Annotated in this window: 16 protein-coding genes; 6 read left to right on the forward strand and 10 right to left on the reverse strand. The window is 59.2% G+C overall.

What is annotated here, in order from left to right; genetic code table 11:
• Window positions 1-26: 26 nt before the first annotated feature.
• From AC2D8O_RS07340 to AC2D8O_RS07355, 4 genes are all read right to left on the reverse strand, one after another.
• Window positions 27-2048, reverse strand: a complete 2022-nt coding sequence (locus AC2D8O_RS07340) for an alpha/beta hydrolase family protein (RefSeq protein WP_484678147.1) — start codon at window positions 2046-2048, stop codon at window positions 27-29.
• Window positions 2049-2771: 723 nt separating this feature from the next.
• Entirely contained in the window at window positions 2772-3908 is a 1137-nt protein-coding gene (gene dnaX / locus AC2D8O_RS07345; RefSeq protein WP_484678148.1) for a DNA polymerase III subunit gamma/tau, read from the reverse strand.
• A gap of 58 nt (window positions 3909-3966) precedes the next feature.
• Window positions 3967-4869 (reverse strand): alpha/beta hydrolase family protein, encoded by a 903-nt coding sequence (locus AC2D8O_RS07350; protein WP_484678149.1) that lies wholly within the window; start codon window positions 4867-4869, stop codon window positions 3967-3969.
• Window positions 4866-6449, reverse strand: coding sequence for a C1 family peptidase (locus tag AC2D8O_RS07355; RefSeq protein WP_484678150.1), 1584 nt, complete (start codon window positions 6447-6449; stop codon window positions 4866-4868). The genes AC2D8O_RS07350 and AC2D8O_RS07355 overlap by 4 nt, the downstream gene beginning before the upstream one ends.
• A gap of 126 nt (window positions 6450-6575) precedes the next feature.
• Between AC2D8O_RS07355 and AC2D8O_RS07360 the strand changes: the two genes are divergently transcribed.
• Entirely contained in the window at window positions 6576-7619 is a 1044-nt protein-coding gene (locus AC2D8O_RS07360) for a sodium-dependent bicarbonate transport family permease (protein WP_484678151.1), read from the forward strand.
• Entirely contained in the window at window positions 7616-7921 is a 306-nt protein-coding gene (locus tag AC2D8O_RS07365; protein ID WP_484678152.1) for a P-II family nitrogen regulator, read from the forward strand. The genes AC2D8O_RS07360 and AC2D8O_RS07365 overlap by 4 nt, the downstream gene beginning before the upstream one ends.
• Before the next feature lie 4 nt (window positions 7922-7925).
• Here the strand turns inward: AC2D8O_RS07365 and uvrA are convergent, their stop codons facing one another.
• Complete coding sequence (gene uvrA, locus AC2D8O_RS07370) at window positions 7926-10829, reverse strand: excinuclease ABC subunit UvrA (protein WP_484678153.1); 2904 nt, start codon at window positions 10827-10829, stop codon at window positions 7926-7928.
• A 63-nt stretch (window positions 10830-10892) separates the two neighbouring features.
• Window positions 10893-11459, reverse strand: coding sequence for a DinB family protein (locus AC2D8O_RS07375; RefSeq protein ID WP_484678154.1), 567 nt, complete (start codon window positions 11457-11459; stop codon window positions 10893-10895).
• A gap of 165 nt (window positions 11460-11624) precedes the next feature.
• On the opposite strand from AC2D8O_RS07375, the gene AC2D8O_RS07380 reads away from it, so the two are divergent.
• The 4 genes from AC2D8O_RS07380 to AC2D8O_RS07395 are packed head-to-tail and all read left to right on the forward strand — an operon-like array spanning window position 11625 to window position 14300.
• Window positions 11625-12119, forward strand: a complete 495-nt coding sequence (locus AC2D8O_RS07380; RefSeq protein ID WP_484678155.1) for a hypothetical protein — start codon at window positions 11625-11627, stop codon at window positions 12117-12119.
• The gene (locus AC2D8O_RS07385) at window positions 12116-12565 is read left to right on the forward strand and encodes a hypothetical protein (protein ID WP_484678156.1); all 450 of its coding nucleotides are present in this window, start codon (window positions 12116-12118) and stop codon (window positions 12563-12565) included. The genes AC2D8O_RS07380 and AC2D8O_RS07385 overlap by 4 nt, the downstream gene beginning before the upstream one ends.
• 44 nt (window positions 12566-12609) lie before the next feature.
• On the forward strand, window positions 12610-13509 hold the full coding sequence (locus AC2D8O_RS07390; RefSeq protein WP_484678157.1) for a histone deacetylase family protein: 900 nt from the start codon (window positions 12610-12612) through the stop codon (window positions 13507-13509).
• Between the two features lie 2 nt (window positions 13510-13511).
• Window positions 13512-14300 (forward strand): alpha/beta hydrolase family protein, encoded by a 789-nt coding sequence (locus AC2D8O_RS07395; protein WP_484678158.1) that lies wholly within the window; start codon window positions 13512-13514, stop codon window positions 14298-14300.
• Here AC2D8O_RS07395 and AC2D8O_RS07400 read toward each other — a convergent pair.
• The 4 genes from AC2D8O_RS07400 to AC2D8O_RS07415 form a co-directional block, all read right to left on the reverse strand.
• Window positions 14297-16672, reverse strand: coding sequence for a TonB-dependent receptor (locus AC2D8O_RS07400; protein WP_484678159.1), 2376 nt, complete (start codon window positions 16670-16672; stop codon window positions 14297-14299). The two genes, AC2D8O_RS07395 and AC2D8O_RS07400, sit on opposite strands and share 4 nt — an antisense overlap.
• Before the next feature lie 132 nt (window positions 16673-16804).
• Window positions 16805-17530, reverse strand: a complete 726-nt coding sequence (locus tag AC2D8O_RS07405; protein WP_484678160.1) for a head GIN domain-containing protein — start codon at window positions 17528-17530, stop codon at window positions 16805-16807.
• Window positions 17531-17562: 32 nt separating this feature from the next.
• Window positions 17563-18267 (reverse strand): head GIN domain-containing protein, encoded by a 705-nt coding sequence (locus AC2D8O_RS07410; protein ID WP_484678161.1) that lies wholly within the window; start codon window positions 18265-18267, stop codon window positions 17563-17565.
• Window positions 18268-18347: 80 nt separating this feature from the next.
• On the reverse strand, window positions 18348-19847 hold the full coding sequence (locus tag AC2D8O_RS07415) for a phytoene desaturase family protein (protein ID WP_484678162.1): 1500 nt from the start codon (window positions 19845-19847) through the stop codon (window positions 18348-18350).
• Window positions 19848-19875 lie beyond the last annotated feature (28 nt).

Here is a 19875-nt window from a genome sequence, read left to right on the forward strand (position 1 = left end):
ACATACCTAAATGGTAACCGGCGGGCTCAGTGGCCGGCGGTCAGGGTTGGCATGGAGTCGGGCTGTGGGGGTGTCTGCGCCAAGGGAGTAGTACGGGGTTTCAGGAGATATTCCTCGAGGAAATTGCTGATGGCGTCGTAGGAGATACCAAGATTCTGGACCTTGAAAATGCCGTAGCCCTCATCTTCGAAAGTAATAAGACGAACGGGTATCTGTCGATTGCGGAGCGCCTGAACATATTGCTCGGTGCAGTCGCGGGACGACTTGGAGCCCGTGCCACCGCGGATGAGGAGGATTGGCGCTTTGATGCGTGCCGTTGCGTAATGAGGGGAGCGGGCCATGATGGCCTCACGTTGAAGGCGGGGATCTCCAAACTCAGTGTAGAGGGCTTTACGGTCGGCCGAGACGTAAGTGGGAGGGTTCTCGAGGAAATCGAGGAGGTCGGTAAACCCGAAATTGTCTACACCAGCCGCAAAAGCATCGGGATAGGAGGTCAGCGCCGATTCGACAAGAAAGCCGCCATAACGGGTACCGATGATTCCCATCCGAGTGGAATCGACGAGGCCTTCCTGGATAAGGTGATATCGGAGCGACATGATGTCGCGGGTGTCGTCGATTCCCTGGCGCTGGTTGTCGAGGTCGGCAAACCGTCGGCCGAAGCCACCGCTGCCCCGATGGTTGATTTCGGCTACCACAAACCCTTTACTCACAAGGTATTGGAGGAACGGTTGGTAGCTTTCATAGGCCAGGCCATTGGGGCCAGGGTGAACAATGATGACCGCAGGGTGGCGCGTGCCCGTAGGCGTCCAGGTAGGCCGGTAAACAAACGCCTGAATCTTTTCGCCATCAAAAGAGGAGAAATACCTGCTTTGGGGTGCGGCGAGTTCATTGCAGTTGAAGGGGTGGCGGAAAGGCTCGGTGAGTTTGTGGGTGAGTCGGCCATTTTCAGCAGCCCAGATGATGGTGGGGCTGGAGGCGCCTGCATAGCCAATGATCATCTGTTTTTCCTGATGCGCCAGAGTGACCAGTACGGGTCGGGTTCCGGACAGTGGTGCTTCGGGCAGTGGCACGGGCTTCAAAGTCTGTGCGTCCAGCAGGATGCCTTCTGGGCGGCCCGCCTCCATGGTCTGGATAGAGATATAGCGATAGGAGGGGGAGTATTGTGCCGCCAGTACAGACCCATTTGCGCGATAGATTACCTCGCGGCGCCCAGTGGGGATATGGAGGCGCATGAGGTACAGGAAATCGCTGTTCTGGTTGGTGAGGTACAGGAGTGTTGAGTCCCCAGGGCCAAAGTCAACAGGTTCGGTGATGGCAGGGCTGCCCGGTGCACCAATGGGTATATAGAGGGCTTTGTGGCGGTCGAAGATCATGGCTTCGTTGGCCGCATTGGTTTTCATTCTGGCAACCGTGATGAGCTTACGGTTGCGCGAAACAGGGCCGAGGTAGAACAGGGAGTCGTTGGAATAGAGCTGCGTAATGCGCAGGGTATTGAGCGAGATGCAATAGAGGTTGGTGTTCGAGCTGCCACGCGGAGAGGCCCTCAGCACAATAGTGGTGTCGTAGTAGCAGGTGTAACCCAGTGGCTTGATATGCTCGAGGTTGCTGGTCTCGATAGGCTGTATGGAGCCGTCGGGGCGGCGGAGCAGCAGGGACGGCTCAAACTGGGCAGGGCTGACGGAGAGGAACAACACGCTTCGGCTGTCGGGCAGGTAAGCAATGCCTTCGGCCGTCATGGTGTCCAGACCGACGAGAACACGGGTGTCACCTCCACTGAGCGATGCCTCCAGCAGCTTGAACTTGTCGTTGGCCGTACTGGCCTGGTAGGCCATGGGCCTGCTGTTGATGAGGAGTCGTTTGCCGTCGGGAGAGGTAGTCCAGAAGAAATACTTATCGTAGGTACCGTAGTCGGCCAGAGAATAGAGCGGACGGTATTGCGGCCGGGCTACCCGTTGGCAACCGGAGAGAAACAGAAGGGGGAGCAGTGTCGCTACTGCGAGGTTCCGCCAGAAAGTGTGCGGAATGCGTTTAGGAGTAGAGGTATACACAATAGGCCTGCTTAGCTTAAGGTTAACGCTTAAAATACAGTCCGAAAGTCCCAATCCGTTGCGTCATTAACAAACGTTAGGAATTTTGGTGCGGTCAGTACCCAATCCTGGTTTTGAAACGCTCAAGGAATTGGGTGAGAAGGGGGTTTTGGTTTTGGAGAATCCCCAGCCGCTCTTCGTCCGTTAACATAGTTTCACGTGGCTGAGCGGGACGAATGCTGGGGTCAAGTTCAATTTCAAGAACGATGCCGGGGTTTTCCGTAAAAATGCGAAGCTGTTCTACCAGGTATTCGCGGTCGTCCTCGACGCGCTTTAGCTCGAACTGTGCGGGGACCTTCTGGATCCAGCGGTTGCCTTCGAGGCGATAGAATTTGCCACGGAGAATGGCATGGAGGGCAGCCCGAGGCCCCTCTAGCAGTGGCAGCAGGCGGTCGAAAGCCTCGTTGAAAACAGCAGGATCAACGGGGGGATAGTCCTGTATGGGTGCCAGCGTGGGCTTTGTCTCGTGCGTTTCTTCCTCGTGGTCGAAGGCGTCGAGTGAAAGGGCCAGCCTGCTGCGGCCTGTTGTTGGGCGTTGTGTGGCAGGAGGCTGTGTAAGAGGGGGCTGCTCGGTCTGGGGCTTTTCCGCGGGAGGGGTAGCTATGGCAGGTGTAGTCTGCTGAGGCTTTTCTGTTGTAGCAGTATTCGCAGGAGGTTCGGTCTGTGGCTCAGGAGACGCGGCTGTCAGGGCTTTTTTTTTACGTCGGTGCCTTCAGTTACGGCAATGGCATCGGCGAGGTGCGCCATTTTGATGAGCGTGAGCTCGACCAGGAGGCGGGGTGCGGCGACGTTACGGAACTTCTGTTCGGCCTCGGAGAGGAGGTGGAAGGCGCCCAGGAGAAGCGTGGGGTGAACGGCACGGGCCTGCTGCTGGTAACGCTGGCGCACGGAGTCGGTGACTTCGAGGAGGCGAAGGGTGCTGGGTTCCTGTGCAACGAGGAGGTTGCGGACGTGCTCGAGCAGGCCGGAGAGGAAGCTGTAAGCATCGAACCCGCGGTCGATAAGATCGGCGAGTTGGAGCAGGGCCTTGGCGTGGTCGCCGGTAGTCATGCACTCAACGACAGGGAAGAAGGCTTCGTAGTCGAGAACATTGAGGCTGTCGCGTGTGATGGCAACGGTAATGTTGCGCCGCGAGAAGTTGACCATCTGGTCGAAGATGCTGAGGGCATCACGGAGGCCGCCGTCGGCCTTGAGGGCGATAATCTGGAGCGCTTCAGGCTCGTACTGGATGTTCTCTTTTTCGGCGATACGGCCCAGATGTCCAGCGATGTCGGGCACGCCGATGCGGCGGAAGTCGAACTTCTGGCAGCGGGACAGAATGGTGGGCAGAATCTTATGCTTCTCGGTGGTTGCGAGAATGAAGAGTGCGTGTGCCGGGGGCTCTTCGAGGGTTTTCAGAAAGGCGTTGAAGGCTGCCTGCGAGAGCATGTGCACCTCATCGATGATGTACACGTTGCGGCGGCCTGCCTGTGGGATGTAGCGGAGCTGCTCGATGAGACCCCTGATGTCGTCGACGCCGTTGTTGGAGGCTGCATCCAGCTCGAAGATGTTGAGGCTGCGGCCTTCGTTGAAGGAGGAGCAGGAGTCGCACTGGTTGCAGGGGTCGCCTTCAGGAGAGAGATTGGAGCAGTTGACTGCCTTGGCGAGGATGCGGGCGCAGGTAGTTTTGCCTACACCCCGGGGCCCGCAAAACAGGAAGGCATGAGCCAATTGGGCCGTCTTGAGGGCATTCCTCAACGTGGCTGTAATGTGCTCCTGTCCAACGACCGTTTCGAAGGTGTCGGGGCGGTATTTTCTGGCAGAGACAACGAATCCTTCCACGGGGGCAAAGATAAAGGGCGCGGGGCTGGTTTGTGGAGCGAGTTGCCCACAGGGTGGGTCAATGGGTGGGTAGTACGGAGAGGTTATAGACCTCGAGGAATGCAGCGATGCGCTTCCAGATGGTATCCTGTACCTCGGGACGGAAAAAGAGGAAGTGGCCTATCTGCTTGCGGTTGAGGTCGGCGGGCTTGTAGAAAAGATGGTCGCGGCGGGCGTTTGTGTAACGGCCGAGCAGCGCTTCCATGGCAGGGACCGGCGCATAGAGATCATCGGTGGCGCCAACGGCCAGCAAGGGGCCTTTGAAGAGGGCGTAATTGGCGACAGAAGGCCTGTTGCTGGAGAACAGATAGTGCGGGTGGCGGCCCCATCGCGCCCATTCCAGCGCGACACCTGCCGGGAGGTTTTCGCCAAGGCCGAGTTTGCCGGGGAAGTAGCCCATGGCACTGGTGATGGCCGGAAATGCCACATGCCAGAGGCCCCACATCAGAGGTTTGCGGGGGAAGGGCCAATGGCCATAGAAGCCGCTCTGCGATGCAATGGTGACAATGCTGGAGAGCTGCGTGATGTTTTCTGCCAGGCCCACCAACTGACCGCCGGCGCTGTGGCCGATGACGTGGAGGGGGCGACCGTCGTAGCGGGCAGCGAGGTACTTGATAACGCCCTGGAGATCGCGCTCGCCCCATTCGTGCATGTAAGCGGTGAAGCCTCTGATGCTGCGGCGCAGAGAGTCGCCTATGCCGCGGTAGTCGAAGGTGTAAACGAGGTAGCCCTGTTCGGCCAGCCATGTGGCAAAGCGGCGGTAGAAACGCTGCTGGATGCCAGTGCCTCCTGCAATGATGATGACCCCTTTGCTGTGGAGAACATCGCCAAAACGGTAGCCACCCAGGATGTAACCATCACTGGCAGGCAGGTTGACGGCCTCGCCGGCCAGTGAGTCGGTTTCTTGAATGGAAGCGGTCATTTGAGCGTAAAGGCTTCGATGCCGTAACGGACGAGATATTCAAACGGAATGCGGGCATAACCACCGCCGAGCGGATTTTCCTTGGCCCAGCCACTGCCCCAGCTGTTACGGATGATCCACCAGCCACCACCGGGGGCCTGGTTTGACTCCTGAAAGCCGACGATGAGCACTGAGTGATTGCCGATGGGTGCCACGGTAGAGTCGGGCAGGAGCAGGTGGCCAGTGGGGTCTTCGGGGCCGAGAATCCAATCGGGGAAAAGATGAAGCGTAACGGCAACCAGATTGCCCTGTTCCAGATGATCCTTGACAGCACCGAGGTTGCCGGGCATTACCTGCTCGAAACTGCGGCGGAAGTTGCCAGCCTCGCTGCGGGTGTTGAGGGGAACCACGCCGTGGGTAGGCTGATAGGGCCAGGTGACCGCGCGGCATTGGCCAAAACGGGCCAGGGCCAACACGCCAGCACTGAGTGAGGTGCCAACGGATTCGGGCTCACCGTCGAGGAGCTTGGCTTCGTAAAAGAGGTGCTGCTCGCTGAGGTATTCTTCCTTGCCCAGCCTGCGGCAGAGCATTTCGTTGGCAGCAGTGAGGGCAAAAATGGCTCCGGTGGCCCGAGAGCCCTGCGAACGAACAGGCGTGAGGTAGTCGATCCAGTGTATGCCGTTTTCCACCCGCCCGGCAGGGGGCAGGGGGAGTTTGCTGGGGCGATTGCCCTTGATGTGCGAGATAGGGGTTGTGAGCGACTGTGCCTCGGCCAGAGCTGCTGCCAGCATGGCGGAAGGAGCGGCTGAGGACAGTGCGACATTGGGGGAGAAAACGGCACTGTACGGAAGCAGGACCGGGGGTGCAGGGGCTTCGCGGGTGAACTCGGCGGGAAGCTCTTCCTTGGTGCGGGTGGGGGGCGCTGGTACCTGCCCCTGTTGCAGGGAGGCAAGAATCTGGGCAGCTACCTTGCCAAGAGCCTGGAGGTTGTTTGGCTTTGTCTTGAGTTTGCCGGCGGCCTGGCCCAGTTTCATGGGGTTGCTGGCAAGGGCCACCAACTGGCCGTAGCGGGTGATACCGGCCTCGCGGAGACGGGGCACGATGCCTGCAATCCAGTCGGCGGGCAGGCCGTATTCTGCCAGCAACTCGATGTCCAGTTCGTCCGGGGCAGCAGGTGCGGCGTGCTGCGACTCTTTAGCGGCAACGGGTTCGGGTGTAGGTGTTGTGGCTGGCTTTGGGGTATCGGGCAGCTGCTTTTCTGGCGCTTCAGCCTTGGGGGCTTCTGGCGCAGGGGCAACGGCGGGGTTGGGCGCAGGGGCCTCCTGCGGTGCCGCAGGTGCCTTGACGGTACCAGTTTCCTGGAGGTCAGCGAGAATCATGCTGGCCGCTTTGGCCAGTGCCTGCAGGTTGTTGGGCTTGGTCTTGAGCTTTCCGGCTATCTGCGCCAGTACCATAGGAGTAGCTGCGGCGCCAGCCAACTGCCGGTAATTGGTAATACCCATGTCGTGCAGTCGGGGCACGATTTCGGCACAGTAGTCATACGGAAGGCCCTTGGCGGCCAGAACGTTGGGGTCGAGAGCAAGCGAGGCAGAGGCAGCCATCCAGAGTGGGGCGGAGAGGAGGGAGAAACCAGACTATCAAAAATAGGGAGAAACGGTGTACGGCGGTACGCATGGGTACGGCGGGAATGTGTTGATTTGCATCCCAACCGATTGCGTTCGCTTGTTATGGATTGGAATCTGCTGTTATCGAGTCTGTTGTCGCCAATGCTTCTGGCGTTTGTGCTGGGGGTCGTGGCGACACGCGCCGGAAGCGACCTGAAATTCCCTGAGGCTATCTACACCTTTCTGACGATCTATCTACTGGTGGGGATTGGGCTGAAAGGGGGCTACAAGCTGTCGATTACGCCGGTTGAGTCGTTTGCGCTGCCTGCATTGGCGGCGGTGCTGCTGAGCGCGCTGATACCGGTGTGGAGTTATTTTCTGTTGAAGAAGGCAGGAGGCTTTGGGGCGGCCGATGCGGCTGCCATTGCGGCGCACTATGGCAGTGTGTCGGCGGTGACCTTCTCGCAGACGCTGGTGTATCTGGAAGGGCTGCGCGATCAGGCGCTGTCGGCTACACCCGGCCTGACGTCGGCGCAGCTGATGCAAATGGGCGTGGAGCCGGAAGGCTACCTGCCGGGGCTGCTGGCGCTGATGGAGTTTCCGGCGATACTGGTAGCGCTGCTGCTGGCGAGCCGAGGCATGCAGCGCGAAAATCCGATGGCTACGCCAGTGCCGTTCTCCGAAGTGACGCGCGAGCTGCTGTCTGGAAAGAGTACGGTGCTGCTGGTCGGGTTTCTGTTCATTGGTTTTGTGTCGGGCAAGCGGGGTTACGAGCAGGTATCGCCGCTGTTTGATGCGCCTTTTCGGGGTGTATTGACGCTTTTCCTGCTGGAAGCGGGGCTGGTGACAGGCCGCAGGCTGGGCGAACTGCGGAAAGTAGGCCCCTTTCTGATTGCTTTTGGCATACTGATGCCGTTGCTGCATGCGATACTGGGCATCTGGGTGGCACACCTGCTGGGGATGAGCGTTGCCGGGGCGATGGTGGTGGGCACACTGTGTGCTTCGGCCAGTTACATTGCTGCTCCGGCAGCATGCCGGATGGCCCTGCCAGAGGCCAGCCCCAGCTATTATCTTACAGCTTCGCTGGCTATTACCTTTCCGTTCAATCTGTCCATCGGGATACCATTGTATCACGCGCTGGCAACCTATCTCTATCGTGTGCTATGATTCAGACTGTAAAACTGAAACGGGTGGTCATCATCTTTCAGGATGCGCTGGAAGACCGCCTGGCCAATGACCTTAAGCAGCTGGGCGCCAAAGGCTACACTGTAGACAAAGTGCGTGGCGAAGGGCTGGAAGGCATGCGCGGCAGTGCCTGGGAAGGCGAAAACATCCGGATGGTGACGGTGGTGACGCCAGAGGTGGCCAACAAGATACTGGAGCACCTACAGCAGCACTACTTCGAGCGTTTCTCCGGCATTGTGTATATGTCGGACGTGGAAGTGGTGCGCGGCGAGCGCTTCATGTAAGGACTCAGAGGCCCATTTCCAGCTTGAGGAAGCGGCCGGTATGCGAGTTGGGGGTACGGGCTATGTGCTCGGGTGTGCCCTCTGCGATGATGGTGCCGCCGCCGCTGCCGCCTTCGGGGCCTACGTCGACGATCCAGTCGGCAAAACGGACGACATCGAGGTTGTGCTCGATGACGAGGACGGTATTTCCTTTCTGGACAAGGAGATCAAGTACGCCGAGGAGCTTCTCGATGTCCTGAAAGTGCAGGCCGGTGGTGGGTTCGTCGAGGATGTAGATGGTGCGGCCAGTGTCGCGTTTGGCGAGCTCGGTGGCAATTTTCATGCGCTGGGCTTCGCCACCGGACAGGGTAGTGGCAGGCTGGCCCACGGTGATGTAGCCGAGGCCGACGTCGCGCATGGCCTCAAGGCGCTGGCGGATGCGGGGATGGGCCTCGAAGAACTCCACTGCGTCTTCTACTGTCATGTTGAGCACATCGGCGATGCTGCGGCCTTTGTAGCGGACTTCGAGGGTTTCGCGGTTGTAGCGTTTGCCGCGGCAGGTGGGGCAGGTGACGTGAACGTCGGGAAGGAAATTCATTTCCATTACCTGCACGCCTGCGCCGCTACAGGTTTCGCAGCGGCCGCCCTTGACGTTGAAGCTGAAGCGGCCGGGCTTGTAGCCACGGATTTTGCTCTCAGGCAGTTCGGCGTAGAGTTCGCGAATGAAGGAGAACAGACCCGTGTAGGTGGCAGGGTTGCTGCGGGGCGTGCGGCCAATGGGGCGCTGGTCTATCTCGATGACTTTGTCTAGGTGTTCGAGGCCTTCCAGCTTTTCGTGTGGCAGGGCGGGCTTGCGGTGGTTGAAGGCGTGCTGATGCAGCAGGGGGTAGAGGGTCTGATTCACCAGCGACGACTTGCCACTGCCAGATACGCCTGTTACGCAGACGAAAACCCCCAGCGGGATTTCCATCGTGACGTTCTTGAGGTTGTGGCCGGTGGCGCCCACGAGGCGAAGCATGCGCTTGGGGTCGGGCTTGCGGCGCTCGGCAGGCATGGGTAATACGCGGCGGCCGGAGAGAAAATCGGCGGTAGTGGACGGCTGTTCGAGAAACGCCTGGGGGGTGCCCTGAGCTACCACTTTGCCGCCATGCACACCCGCGCCGGGGCCGATGTCGACGATGTAGTCGCTGGCGAGCATCATGTCCTTGTCGTGCTCTACCACGACGATGGAGTTGCCGAGGTCGCGGAGCTTGTGGAGGGAGTTGATGAGGCGCTCGTTGTCGCGCTGGTGCAGGCCGATGGAGGGTTCGTCGAGGATGTAGAGGACGCCCATGAGCTGGGAGCCGATCTGCGTGGCGAGGCGGATGCGCTGGGCTTCGCCACCGGAGAGGGTTTTGGCAGGGCGGTCAAGGGCAAGGTAGTCCAGGCCGACGTCAAGGAGGAAGCGCAGGCGGGCGCGGATTTCCTTGAGTAGCTCGAAGGCGATGGCGCGTTGACGGTCGGAGAGGTCTTTGTCTACGGTCTGGAACCAGGCGTCGAGGGCTTTGAGGTCCATGACAGCCAGTTCGTGAATGTTCTTTCCGGCAAAGCGGAACCAGAGGCTTTCCTTCTTGAGGCGGGCACCGTGGCATTCGGGGCAGGCGTCTTCGCGGAGGTAGCGTTCGGCACCGGAGCGGATGGCCTCGCTCTGGCTGTTGAGGTAGCGAAGGCGCAGGTAGTTGTTGAGGCCCAGGAACTTGCCGCCGATGAACAGGGGCAGCTCTTCCGCCGCGTTGGCGATGAGGGTTTGGTTGAGCTCTGGGTCGCCATAGAGGATGGCATTGCGCGCCTCTTCGGAGATGTCGCGCCATGGAGTGCTGACCTTGAAGTCGTACACCTTGCCGAGGGCACGGATGGCCTCGAAGAGGTCGGTCATGTAGGAGTCTTCGAGCGGAGCCAGGGCACCTTTGAGCAGGCTGGCACTGGCGTCGGCGATGGTCTCTTCGAGGTCCAGGTTCATGACCTTGCCCAGGCCGCCACAGTGGGGACAGGCACCGTAGGGGCTGTTGAAGGAGAAAGAGTTGGGCTGGGGCTCGTCGTAGCTGATGCCGCTCTCGGGGTCCATGAGGTTGCGGCAGTAGGTGGTGGGGGCGTCGTCGAGCTGGCCAGAGCGGTCGTCGCGGAGGGCGCCGATGTAGACGATGCCCTTGCCGTAGTTGAGGGCGGTGGTGAGCGACTGCGTGAGGCGGGACAGCTGGCTGTCGGTGACCTCTACGCGGTCGATGACGACCTCGATGTCGTGCACCTTGTAGCGGTCGAGGCTCATCTTGGGCTCCAGTTCTACGATATCGCCGTCGATGCGTGCACGGGTGTAGCCCTGCTTGCGGATTTTCTCGAGGTCTTCGCGGTAGTGTCCTTTGCGGCCTTTGACCACGGGTGCCAGCAGGGCAATCTGGCGGCCTGCGAACTTATCACGGATGCGGCGCAGGATTTCGTCGTCGGAGAGCTTTTCCATCTTCACGCCGGTGGCGTAGCTGTAGGCTTCGGAGGCCCGGGCATAGAGAAGACGGAGGAAGTCGTAAATCTCGGTGATGGTGCCGACGGTGCTGCGCGGGTTGCGGCTGGTGGTCTTCTGGTCGATGGCGATGACGGGCGAGAGGCCGTTGATCTTGTCGACATCGGGCCGCTCGAGGCCGCCAACAAACTGACGGATGTAGGCGGAGAAGGTTTCGAGGTAGCGGCGCTGCCCTTCGGCATACAGGGTGTCGAAGGCCAACGACGACTTGCCACTGCCCGATACCCCGGTTATCACCACAAGCTGATTGCGTGGCAGGGTAAGGTGGAGGTCCTTGAGGTTGTGCTCGCGGGCGCCGATGATTTCGAGAGCATCGGGTTCGGCAGAAGCGGCAGCAGGAGCGAGGGTTTCGGGAAGGCCGGAAGGCGTTGCCATAGCAAGGCAATAACGCAAGAAAGGGCGGACTAGTTTGCCGTCAAAAGAGAAAATAGTTTGGCGTCAACTGCGTGGGAAGTCGGGGTGCTGGGTGAGGCGCTGCGCCTGCAGCAAGTGGCGCTGGGTATGCAGAGCCTGGACCTCTACGCCGTTTGCCACACCAATTCGGATGAGTGGTGAGGCGACAGAGCGGTAGCGCACGCCCTTGACAGCTTTTCCTACAAAACCCTGGCACAGGTTAGCCATCTGGGCACAATGCTGCTGAAACTGCTGCACCAACTGAGGGGAATGGTTGCCGCAGACGGGCGCAAACTGCCTGGGGCCCTTCATTTTGATTTTGCCATTTGGGCTGACGCCATTGGCGAAGAAACGAGCCAGCCAGTTGGGCTCGTAGGGAGAGTTGGCCGCAGCAGGCCAATCGGGGAGGGTATTGGCGATTGCAGATAAGGTGGGGTGATAGTAGGTGTCGGTGACGATGATGTGGTGCAGGCACTCGAGAATGCTCCAGGAAGTGGGGCTGGGCTTCCAGTTGAGTTGGTTGGAAGAAAGAGACAGAAAAGCGGCAGCCTGCTGTTGGGCGTCGTGATAGCGCTCAGCCTGCTGTTGGAAATGTTGGACAAAAGTGAGCATGAGTGTAAAGTGAGTGTGCATGCAAGTTAGCCTGCGACAGGCTGTTTTACATGCGATTACATCGAAGTGAGGCAAAAGACAGGTAAAACGGCAGCTCTCGTGCCCCGAAATGCGATTGTGGGAGTGGGTGTCAAGTGAGATATTGGGGCACAATCTTTCTGGACAATGGAAAACATGGAAGCGGGCAGTCACACAAATGGTGTTGATAAAGAGGCGATTAGAACTCTAGGCGGTGGGCTTGAGTTTACAGGTCTTGCGCAAATGCTGATAGGAGGACTCGTGTGCCTGTTTGGCGTATTCGCGTTCGTTGCTTCACTTGCCATTACGCAGATTGGCAGCAGGGCAGCGCAGACGCCTTCCAATATGCCCGACCTAGGGATGATCAGCAAGCTGTACATGATGTTCTCCGTGGTGGGTATAGCGATTGGAGTGATTCTGATACTGGCCGGGACAAAGGCTCGTGCTGGGCAGAAAGCCGCAGTAAACTTTCTAGGAGATGGCCGCGCCAGCGACCTGAACAGTATGATACGTGCCACGAGTCAGTACTTCGGTTACCTGCGGTATCTGGTAATTACGCTGATGGTGTCCATGGCAGTGATTTTCATCTTCTTTCTCACAATGGTTGGGCAGATGATGGCATCCATGCCACACGGAGGATGAGCGCTATGCATGAGAGTCCACAGACAGATACCGCACAGTTATGGCAGCTGGGCAGGGTGATTGCAGTTGTTGTGGTGCTGATGGCGGGCTTTGAGGTGCTGAAGCAGCTTTGGGTCATCAGCTATTACGTGCGTCAAATGTTTGCCCCGGTTGACATTGCCATGCCCAGCATTGAGTACCTCTGGGCGCCCCTGCTGCATCTTTTGTCGCTGCTGCTGATGGTGGCGTGTGGTGTGTGGGTGCTGATGGGCGCTGTTTCGTATCTGCGCCATGCATCGGCGGCGTCTGCTGTACTGCTTCACAAGCAGCTGCGTTGGGTTCGGCTGGACTTGGTGCTGGTGCTGGCCAGTTGGGCTGTGGCTTTGTTGAGCAGTATGGTCTGGCGCCTGCAATTCGGGCAGTATGGCGTTTCTGAGGGGGCAATGTGGGACTCCCGGCCGTGGTAACTGTTTTGAACCCCTTTGCGGGAAAAGCGGTTGTCGGGTAACGTATGCGTATCGCCTGGTCGGAGTGTTATGCCCATCCGCTGCCCGAGGGACACCGGTTTCCGATGGCGAAGTATGAGCTGATACCGCAACAGCTGCAGCATCAAGGTATCGCTACGGCGGCTGATTTTCATTCGCCCGCACCGCTGGCCGAGCCGTGGATTGTACGCACCCACAGCGTTGACTACTGGCACCAGCTGAAGAACCAGACGCTGGATGCCCGTGCCATACGCAGGACAGGGTTTCCGCTGAGCCCCGAGCTGGTGCACCGCGAGATAGTGATAGCCCAAGGGACGGTGGACTGTGCCGCCTATGCGCTGGCACATGGTGCGGCCCTCAATGTTGCTGGCGGCACACACCATGCCTACTGGGACCGCGGTGAGGGATTTTGCCTGCTGAACGACCAGGCCATAGCAGCCAATTGGCTGCTGGATACAGCGCAGGCCCGCCGCATTCTGATAGTGGATCTGGACGTGCATCAAGGCAACGGCACTGCCTGCCTGTTTGCGCAGGAACCACGGGTATTCACCTTCTCGATGCACGGGGCGGCGAACTATCCGTATCACAAGGAGGCCTCGGATCTGGATATCCCTCTACCCACTGGCACCACCGACGATGCCTATCTGAACCTGCTGTACGATGCACTGCCGAGGCTGTTTCAGAAGCATCAGCCCGACTTTGTCTTTTACCTGTCGGGGGTGGATGTGCTTGCAACCGACAAGCTTGGACATCTGGCCCTGACGGCTGAAGGCGTACGTCAGCGCGACCTGTTTGTGATGCAGGAAAGCCAGCGACGAGGGTTGCCGCTTGTAGCCTGCATGGGCGGTGGATACTCGCCCCGCCTGGCCGACATTGTGAATGCGCACTGCGAGACCTTCCGCATCGTGCGGGATGTGTATTATTGAGGATGCTGAAATGGATAACGGCCCTGTTGCTGCTGAGTGGACAAGTGCAGGCGCAGGTGACTGATACCACCCTGCTGGTGGGGCGCACGCCTGTGCGGGTACAGATTCCTTATGGCGCGAGCAAAGGTGCAATTCTGGTGCTGCCGGGCTGGGATTTTCACCGCGACCTGTGGTGCAAAGAGACGCCGTTATGCGACACCGCAGCCCGACTGGGCTACACGCTGGTGCTGCCTGAAATGGGCAAGAGTGTTTATGCAAGCGGCTATTTCCCCGAAACACGGGCCGACTATCGCGCGCGGCTGACGCTAACCTGGGTTACGGACACTCTGATACCAGCGCTGCAACAACGGCTGCGGCTGCTACTGCCCGGCAGCAAGAATTACCTGCTGGGGCTGAGTACGGGAGGGCGTGGTGTTGCACTTGTGGCAGAGCGGACAGGAAAGCTCTTCAAGGCGGGCGTTGCGCTGAGTGGCGACTTTGACCAGACGCTGCAACCCACTGACGCCCTGATGGTGAATACCTATGGTACCTTGGAGCGTTTCCCAGGGCGCTGGCGCGGTGAAGACAATCCGGCGATGAACGCGGCGCGGCTGGAGATGCCGTTACTGCTGCTGCACGGCAAAGCCGATAAGGTGGTACCCTGGCAGCACAGCCAGCGAATGCATGATGCGAGCCGAAAACTGGTGCCGGGGGTGAAAGTGGAACTGCGCCTGAACGAAACTGCCGGGCACGACTGGCTTTTCTGGCGCAGCTGTACCCGGCAGGTGCTGGATTGGTTTGGGCAGTACTAGAAGCGCGCCCGAATGCCAAAAGAAGGCAGGAGTGCGGTCTGGTCGTTTTCTACAAGGAGAGGAATGTAGTTGCCGGAACCATCGAGGGCATAGTCGGTGCCATCGGGTGTGCGTTGGAGGGCAAAGTTTGGAGGCGCCGCATTGCGGGTGTTCAGCACATTCTGTACGTCGATGAAGACGGAGAGGCTCCATTTGCTGAAGAACCAGCGGCGCTCGATGCGCATGTCCACCTGCGAGAACGAGGAGGTCTGCTCGGTGTTGAGGCGGGAGAAGTCTGGGAGGCCCTGGCCGCGTACTGCGTAGAAGTTGGCCGCGTCCTGATCCAGTCGCCAGGGAGTGTAGGGGGCACCACCGAGGAGTCGCCATTTGCCTGAGATTTCCCACCGCTGGTCTTTGCCGAAGAGCCAGCCACCTGTGAGGCTGACGAGGTTACGGTAATCCCAGGCCGAGCGGATATATTCGCCGTTGGCACCGCTGAACTGGCTCCAGTAGAGGGTGTAGGAGGCAATACCGTAGAGCGATTTGGTGAGGCGTTTCTGGGCATACATTTCCACGCCGTAAGAACGCCCACGGCCTGTGCTGGCCACGGCTTCATTGCCATAGACACCAAAGCCACCACCGGTGTTGGCCAGGCTGATGCCGTCTTTCAGGCTGACGGGGTAGCGGTCGTATTGTTTCCAAAAGCCTTCGATGGCAATGATGCTGCTACTGTTGGGGCGGTATTCGAGGCCCAACACGTAGTGATCACTCTGAATGTAGCGGCTGCTGCTGTTGGCATTGACGCCCTGCTGCGAGAAACCAAGCAGAGTGTAGGCGGGCAGCTTGTAGTAGCGACCAATGCTGGCGTTGAGGCTCCAGTCGGGGCTGAGGGCGTAACTGAGCGAGAGACGCGGGCTGAGGGCTTCGAGGGGTTGCTGGCCCTTGTCGGTGAAGGTGTTAAAGTCGGCCCGGACACCGAAGTTGGCGGTGAGGCGGTTGGCGAGGAAGGTGCGGGAGAGGCTGCCGTGGACACCATAGCGCCAGAAGCCGATGTTGCCCGAGGCCCGTACGGTGTCGCCGGGGCCACGGAGGTTGTAGGTGCTGCTCTGGAAGGTGACGTACTGGAGCACGGCGCCATAATTCAGACGCCAGTCGCCGAGGCGGCTAACGACGTTAAGCCGCAGTTTGTTTTCCGCTTCCACGCTGTTGTAGTCCTGTACCAGCGTGCCAGCGGTGTTGTTGCCTTCGTACTTGAAGGCGCGGTTGCGGAGTTCATTTCGGCTGAGGGCAATGGTGAAAAAGCCCCGTTGGGTAAGGTGCTTGAGCACAACGCCGTGGGTGTAGCTGTCCTGGTTGTTGACGGGAATGCGGTCGAGGACGTCGCGCTGCTCGGGCTTGAGGTCGCCGGAGGTGTTGAGCGAAAGGCGGTCGATGGCGCCTACACCTACATAGGAGAGGGTGGTGCGGGGGCTGATCTGCCAGTTGATTTTGCCCTGAAAGTCCCAGTAATCGGGCAGGAAGGGCAGGCCGATCTGCTTGAACAGGAGTTGCAGATAGCTGCGGCGTACGGAGAAGAGGGCGGTGACTTTGCCCTGACGATCCATGGGGGTGTCGAAGGTTACGCCGGCCTCGGTGGCGCTGATGATGGTCTGTACCTGGAAGCGCTCGCGGTTGCCGGAGATCATCTCGAAGTCGAGAACTGAACTGAGGGCGTTGTCGTACTGTGCCCCAAAGGCGCTGGACTGGAATGTGACGTTCTGGATGAAGGCGCTGTTGAGAATGCCGACAGGGCCACCACCACTACCCTGGGTGGCAAAGTGGTTGATGTTGGGGATTTCGATGCCGTCGAGATAGAAGACGTTCTCGTTGGGCGCGCCGCCACGTACAATGAGGTCGTTGCGGAAGCCTACGGAGCCAGTGACACCGGGCAGGCTCTGGACCACTTTGGAGATATCGAAGTTGCCACCCGGGTTACTGCGAATCTGTTCGGCGCCGATGCTCTTCAGGCTGATAATGTTCTGAGAGGTTTTGGCGAAAGCGCTGGAGGTAATGACCACTTCGCCCAACTGAGCCTCAGAAGGCTCAAGGGCGAAGTCGAGTTCGGTTACACCACTTTCGATGCGGACCTCAAACTTCACCGCTTCGCGGTAGCCTGTGTAAGTGGCACGAAGGGTTCTGATGCCACGGGGAATGTCGCGGAGGGTGAAGCGTCCGAGGCTGTCGGCCAGCGTGCCCAGTGAGGTGCTGTCTACCTTGAGCACGGCACCGGCCAATGGCTCTTGGGTAATGGCATCGTAAATACGGCCTTGGAGGGTGCCGGTACGCTGTGCCAGCAGCGGGACAGGGAGTGCAAGTATGCAGAAAGCCAGCAATGCGAGGACAAGGCGTTGCATAGGAGTGGGGATAATGGGTGAGAGACCGCAGATACGATGTAAAGGTTCCGGTGGATCATAAAAAAAGGCTTCCCGAAGGAAGCCTTTCGCACACAATGCGATAGATTTCAACTGATATGTGGGCAGTGTAGGTCAGCCGACTTTTGAGATGGACCCAGCCCCTGATGCCTCTATGTTGGAGAGCATTGGCGAGCCTTTGTATTGAAGGCTTGCCCCGCCGGATACTTCGGCTTTCAGGTCTTTGTTGACCTTGATGTGTACATCTGCTGCACCGGAGATGTCGAGGTCAAGTGAATCGACGTCGAGGTCAAAGGCCCGGATTTCGCTGGCGCCGGAGGCCTCGGTTTCGCAGGAGATTGCTCTGCCGGAGAAGTTGGCCTCTGTGGCTCCGCTGAGATCTACAGCGAGGTGTTCGACATTGACAGCGAGGTTTAGGTGGCTGGCTCCCGACGCACGTATTTCCAGCTGTTTGCCTGAAAGCGGCTGCTCGGCCCGCAGTTCTACCGCACCTTCTACATCTAACAGTTCGATATCTGAAGTGTAGGTGATACGAATGGTAGGCGTTTCAGAGAAGGAGAGCGAGAGGCTGGGTTTCATGCGAACCCGGAGCTCGCTGCCACGTACTTCGGTTTCGATATACTCAAGTGCATCGGCAGGGGCATCGATGTCGATGGCGGCGGCCGTCCCTTTCACCAGCACTACATTAAAAGCACTGCTGACGAAAATGCGGGAGAATGCACTGACAGCACGGACTTCGTGCTTGACTTCGCCCTGGAACGTGTGACGCAATTTGTTGCATCCCTGTAAGCCGGGGCTGAGCAGCAATGCGCCAAGTGCGAGTGCGTGCAGTGTTTTCATAGCAGGGAGTATCGGAAAGAGAAGAGACGAAATCAGTAACTGTGAATAGTGCCAGAACCAGCCGAACTGACATTCACTTTGGAAGGCTTGCCTTTGTAGCGGACGTCGCCCGAACCAGCGATGCTGGCTTTGATGCTTTCACTTGCCCATACGTCGGCGTCGCCTGAGCCTGCGATGCTGACTTCCACTTCTTTGGCTTGTAGATCGGCTGCCTGCACATCGCCAGATCCAGCGATAGAGACCTTGTGCCAATTGCTGGAGCCGTTAACGGAGATGTTGCCAGAGCCGGCGATGGCAGAAGTCAGTTGGTCGGCTTCAACCTGCAGACGAATGGAGCCACTGCCACTGACGCCCAGTTTCAGGCGATCGCCTTTCCACACTTCGCTGGAGACTACGTCGCCCGATCCTGCCAGATCGATAGAAGAGAAACTGGGCATGGTAATGCGGACACGGAGATTCTGGTCGCGATAACGGCGCCAGTTCCACTCGCCGTCTTTGATGCGGATGGTGAGGCGGCCACCGCTTACTTCGGTTCGGATGTCGGCCAGCATATCGCTAGGGGCATCGATTTCCACTGAGTAGGCGTCGCCGTGGCGCAGGGTAGCCTCAAAGGGGCCTTCTACCCGCACCGCATCGAAAGTGCCAGGATTGCGGGTCTCAATTTTCTGGGCATAGGCAGCGCCAGCTACCAGCATGACACTGGCGGCACCAGCCAGGAGGGTACGGAAGAGGTTCATGACGTACAAGAATTGAGCGTTGAGTGATGCCTTTAAGGACGTCACACTGTCGGAAGGGTTGCACGTGCCACAGAAAAATTTCAATGAGCCAGCATGCGATCTGCGGCAATAATACCACCGAGCGCCACGCCTGGAACACCCTGGCCGGGATACACGGTATCGCCACAAAGGAAAAAGCCGGGTTGGCTACTGCTGGTTGCGCCCAGCCAACGATAGAGGGGCCGCCGGATGTCTTGCGGCAAGCCACCCACGGTACCCTCATGACGGAGCGTCCACTGCTGCCAGCTGACGGGTGTGCTCTCGGTGCGGTAGAGCACATGATCGGGCTTGAGGTTGTTCCAGGTGCTGAACAGCAGGTTGAGAATGGCTTCTGTTACTTTCTCTTTGTCGGGGTAGTACTGGTCGCCTTTCTGGAACCAGTTGCCGGGCTTCTGGGCGTGTGTACTGATTGCCAGAACCCGTTGTCCTGCTGGCGCGCGGTTGGTGTCGCCCTTGGCCGAGAAGGAGATGAAGATGGAATGTGAGCCCAGTTCGCCCAGTGTTTCGCCAGCCGGCATGTGCAGCTGGTGGTGCAGGGGAAAGTCGGAGGGGAAGACATCCTTGACGACGACGCCCATGGTGAAGGCGCTCCAGTAGGAGTCGAGGGGCTGGGCCTGCTGCTGGAACTGTTGCTGGAGTTTGCCTCTGGTGATTTCCGGCAGGTTCCAGATGGGCAGATTGCTGAGTATCTGTCGTGCCTGCCACTGTCGGCCTTTCTGGTCGGTTACGGTGTAGCCGTTGGCGGTTGGCTCCACGGAGGTAACGCGTGCGCGGAGGCGGACATCGCCCCGGTATCGGCCGATTTCGCGGAGGAGGAGCCAGGGCAGTTGAATCATGCCGCCTACGGGGTTGAAGTTGCGGTAGTTGGTGTAGCAGAGGGCTGGAGCGGCAAAGAGCATGGGGACGCGGTCGAACGTGTTCTGGGCGGTAATCATCAACTGTTCGTTGAGGAAGCGGCAGAAGCGTTCGTCTTTGTCGAGGCCGAGCCGACGGAGTACCTGCGCCACAGTCTGGAATGCGTAACGGAGCTTTGGGAAATCGGCAGGGCTGTTGCGGAGGGCCAGTTGCAGGACGTCGGCGAGAGAGGTTGGCGGGAAGCGGAGGTTGCGGCTACTGACCTTCCAGACGAAGTCTGACAGCTTGCGGGCGAGTGTCCAGAACTGGCGTTGGGCATGGGCGTTACCAAAGACGCGAATGGCTTCCTGCACCCACTGCTCGTGGTCCTGATAGCGGAGGAGTACATGGCCGTCGAGCCAGACGGCCATGGCGGGGTTGAGCGTGATGAGATAATCTTCGAGCTCCTGACGGAACTGAGGGCTGAGGCGGTTGGCCAGCAGGTCAAGGGGTTGGCCGGGGTCGAGGCCCATGAGGGTGGTAGCGCCCGTCTCGAACACCCATCCCTTGCGCCAATAGCTGCTGCAGCAACCGCCAGGAAGGTAGTTGGCTTCGAGTATCAATACACTGCGGCCTGCTTTTGCCAACACGGCAGCTGCGGACAGGCCCCCAATTCCGCTACCGATAACAATGGCATCGTACACCATACTGGCGGCAACGCCAGCGGCGGGTGAG

This window comes from Pontibacter sp. T17 (assembly GCF_057219875.1).

Excerpts from the sequence above, each read along its gene's own strand:
- AC2D8O_RS07380 (WP_484678155.1), top strand. The coding sequence starts at position 11,625 with ATGGAAAACATGGAAGCGGGCAGTCACACAAATGGTGTTGATAAAGAG.
- AC2D8O_RS07350 (WP_484678149.1), bottom strand. The coding sequence starts at position 4,869 with ATGACCGCTTCCATTCAAGAAACCGACTCACTGGCCGGCGAGGCCGTC.
- AC2D8O_RS07355 (WP_484678150.1), bottom strand. The coding sequence starts at position 6,449 with ATGGCTGCCTCTGCCTCGCTTGCTCTCGACCCCAACGTTCTGGCCGCC.
- AC2D8O_RS07375 (WP_484678154.1), bottom strand. The coding sequence starts at position 11,459 with ATGCTCACTTTTGTCCAACATTTCCAACAGCAGGCTGAGCGCTATCAC.
- AC2D8O_RS07400 (WP_484678159.1), bottom strand. The coding sequence starts at position 16,672 with ATGCAACGCCTTGTCCTCGCATTGCTGGCTTTCTGCATACTTGCACTC.
- AC2D8O_RS07365 (WP_484678152.1), top strand. The coding sequence starts at position 7,616 with ATGATTCAGACTGTAAAACTGAAACGGGTGGTCATCATCTTTCAGGAT.
- AC2D8O_RS07395 (WP_484678158.1), top strand. The coding sequence starts at position 13,512 with ATGCTGAAATGGATAACGGCCCTGTTGCTGCTGAGTGGACAAGTGCAG.
- AC2D8O_RS07405 (WP_484678160.1), bottom strand. The coding sequence starts at position 17,530 with ATGAAAACACTGCACGCACTCGCACTTGGCGCATTGCTGCTCAGCCCC.
- AC2D8O_RS07410 (WP_484678161.1), bottom strand. The coding sequence starts at position 18,267 with ATGAACCTCTTCCGTACCCTCCTGGCTGGTGCCGCCAGTGTCATGCTG.
- AC2D8O_RS07360 (WP_484678151.1), top strand. The coding sequence starts at position 6,576 with ATGGATTGGAATCTGCTGTTATCGAGTCTGTTGTCGCCAATGCTTCTG.
- uvrA (WP_484678153.1), bottom strand. The coding sequence starts at position 10,829 with ATGGCAACGCCTTCCGGCCTTCCCGAAACCCTCGCTCCTGCTGCCGCT.
- AC2D8O_RS07415 (WP_484678162.1), bottom strand. The coding sequence starts at position 19,847 with ATGGTGTACGATGCCATTGTTATCGGTAGCGGAATTGGGGGCCTGTCC.
- AC2D8O_RS07390 (WP_484678157.1), top strand. The coding sequence starts at position 12,610 with ATGCGTATCGCCTGGTCGGAGTGTTATGCCCATCCGCTGCCCGAGGGA.
- AC2D8O_RS07385 (WP_484678156.1), top strand. The coding sequence starts at position 12,116 with ATGAGCGCTATGCATGAGAGTCCACAGACAGATACCGCACAGTTATGG.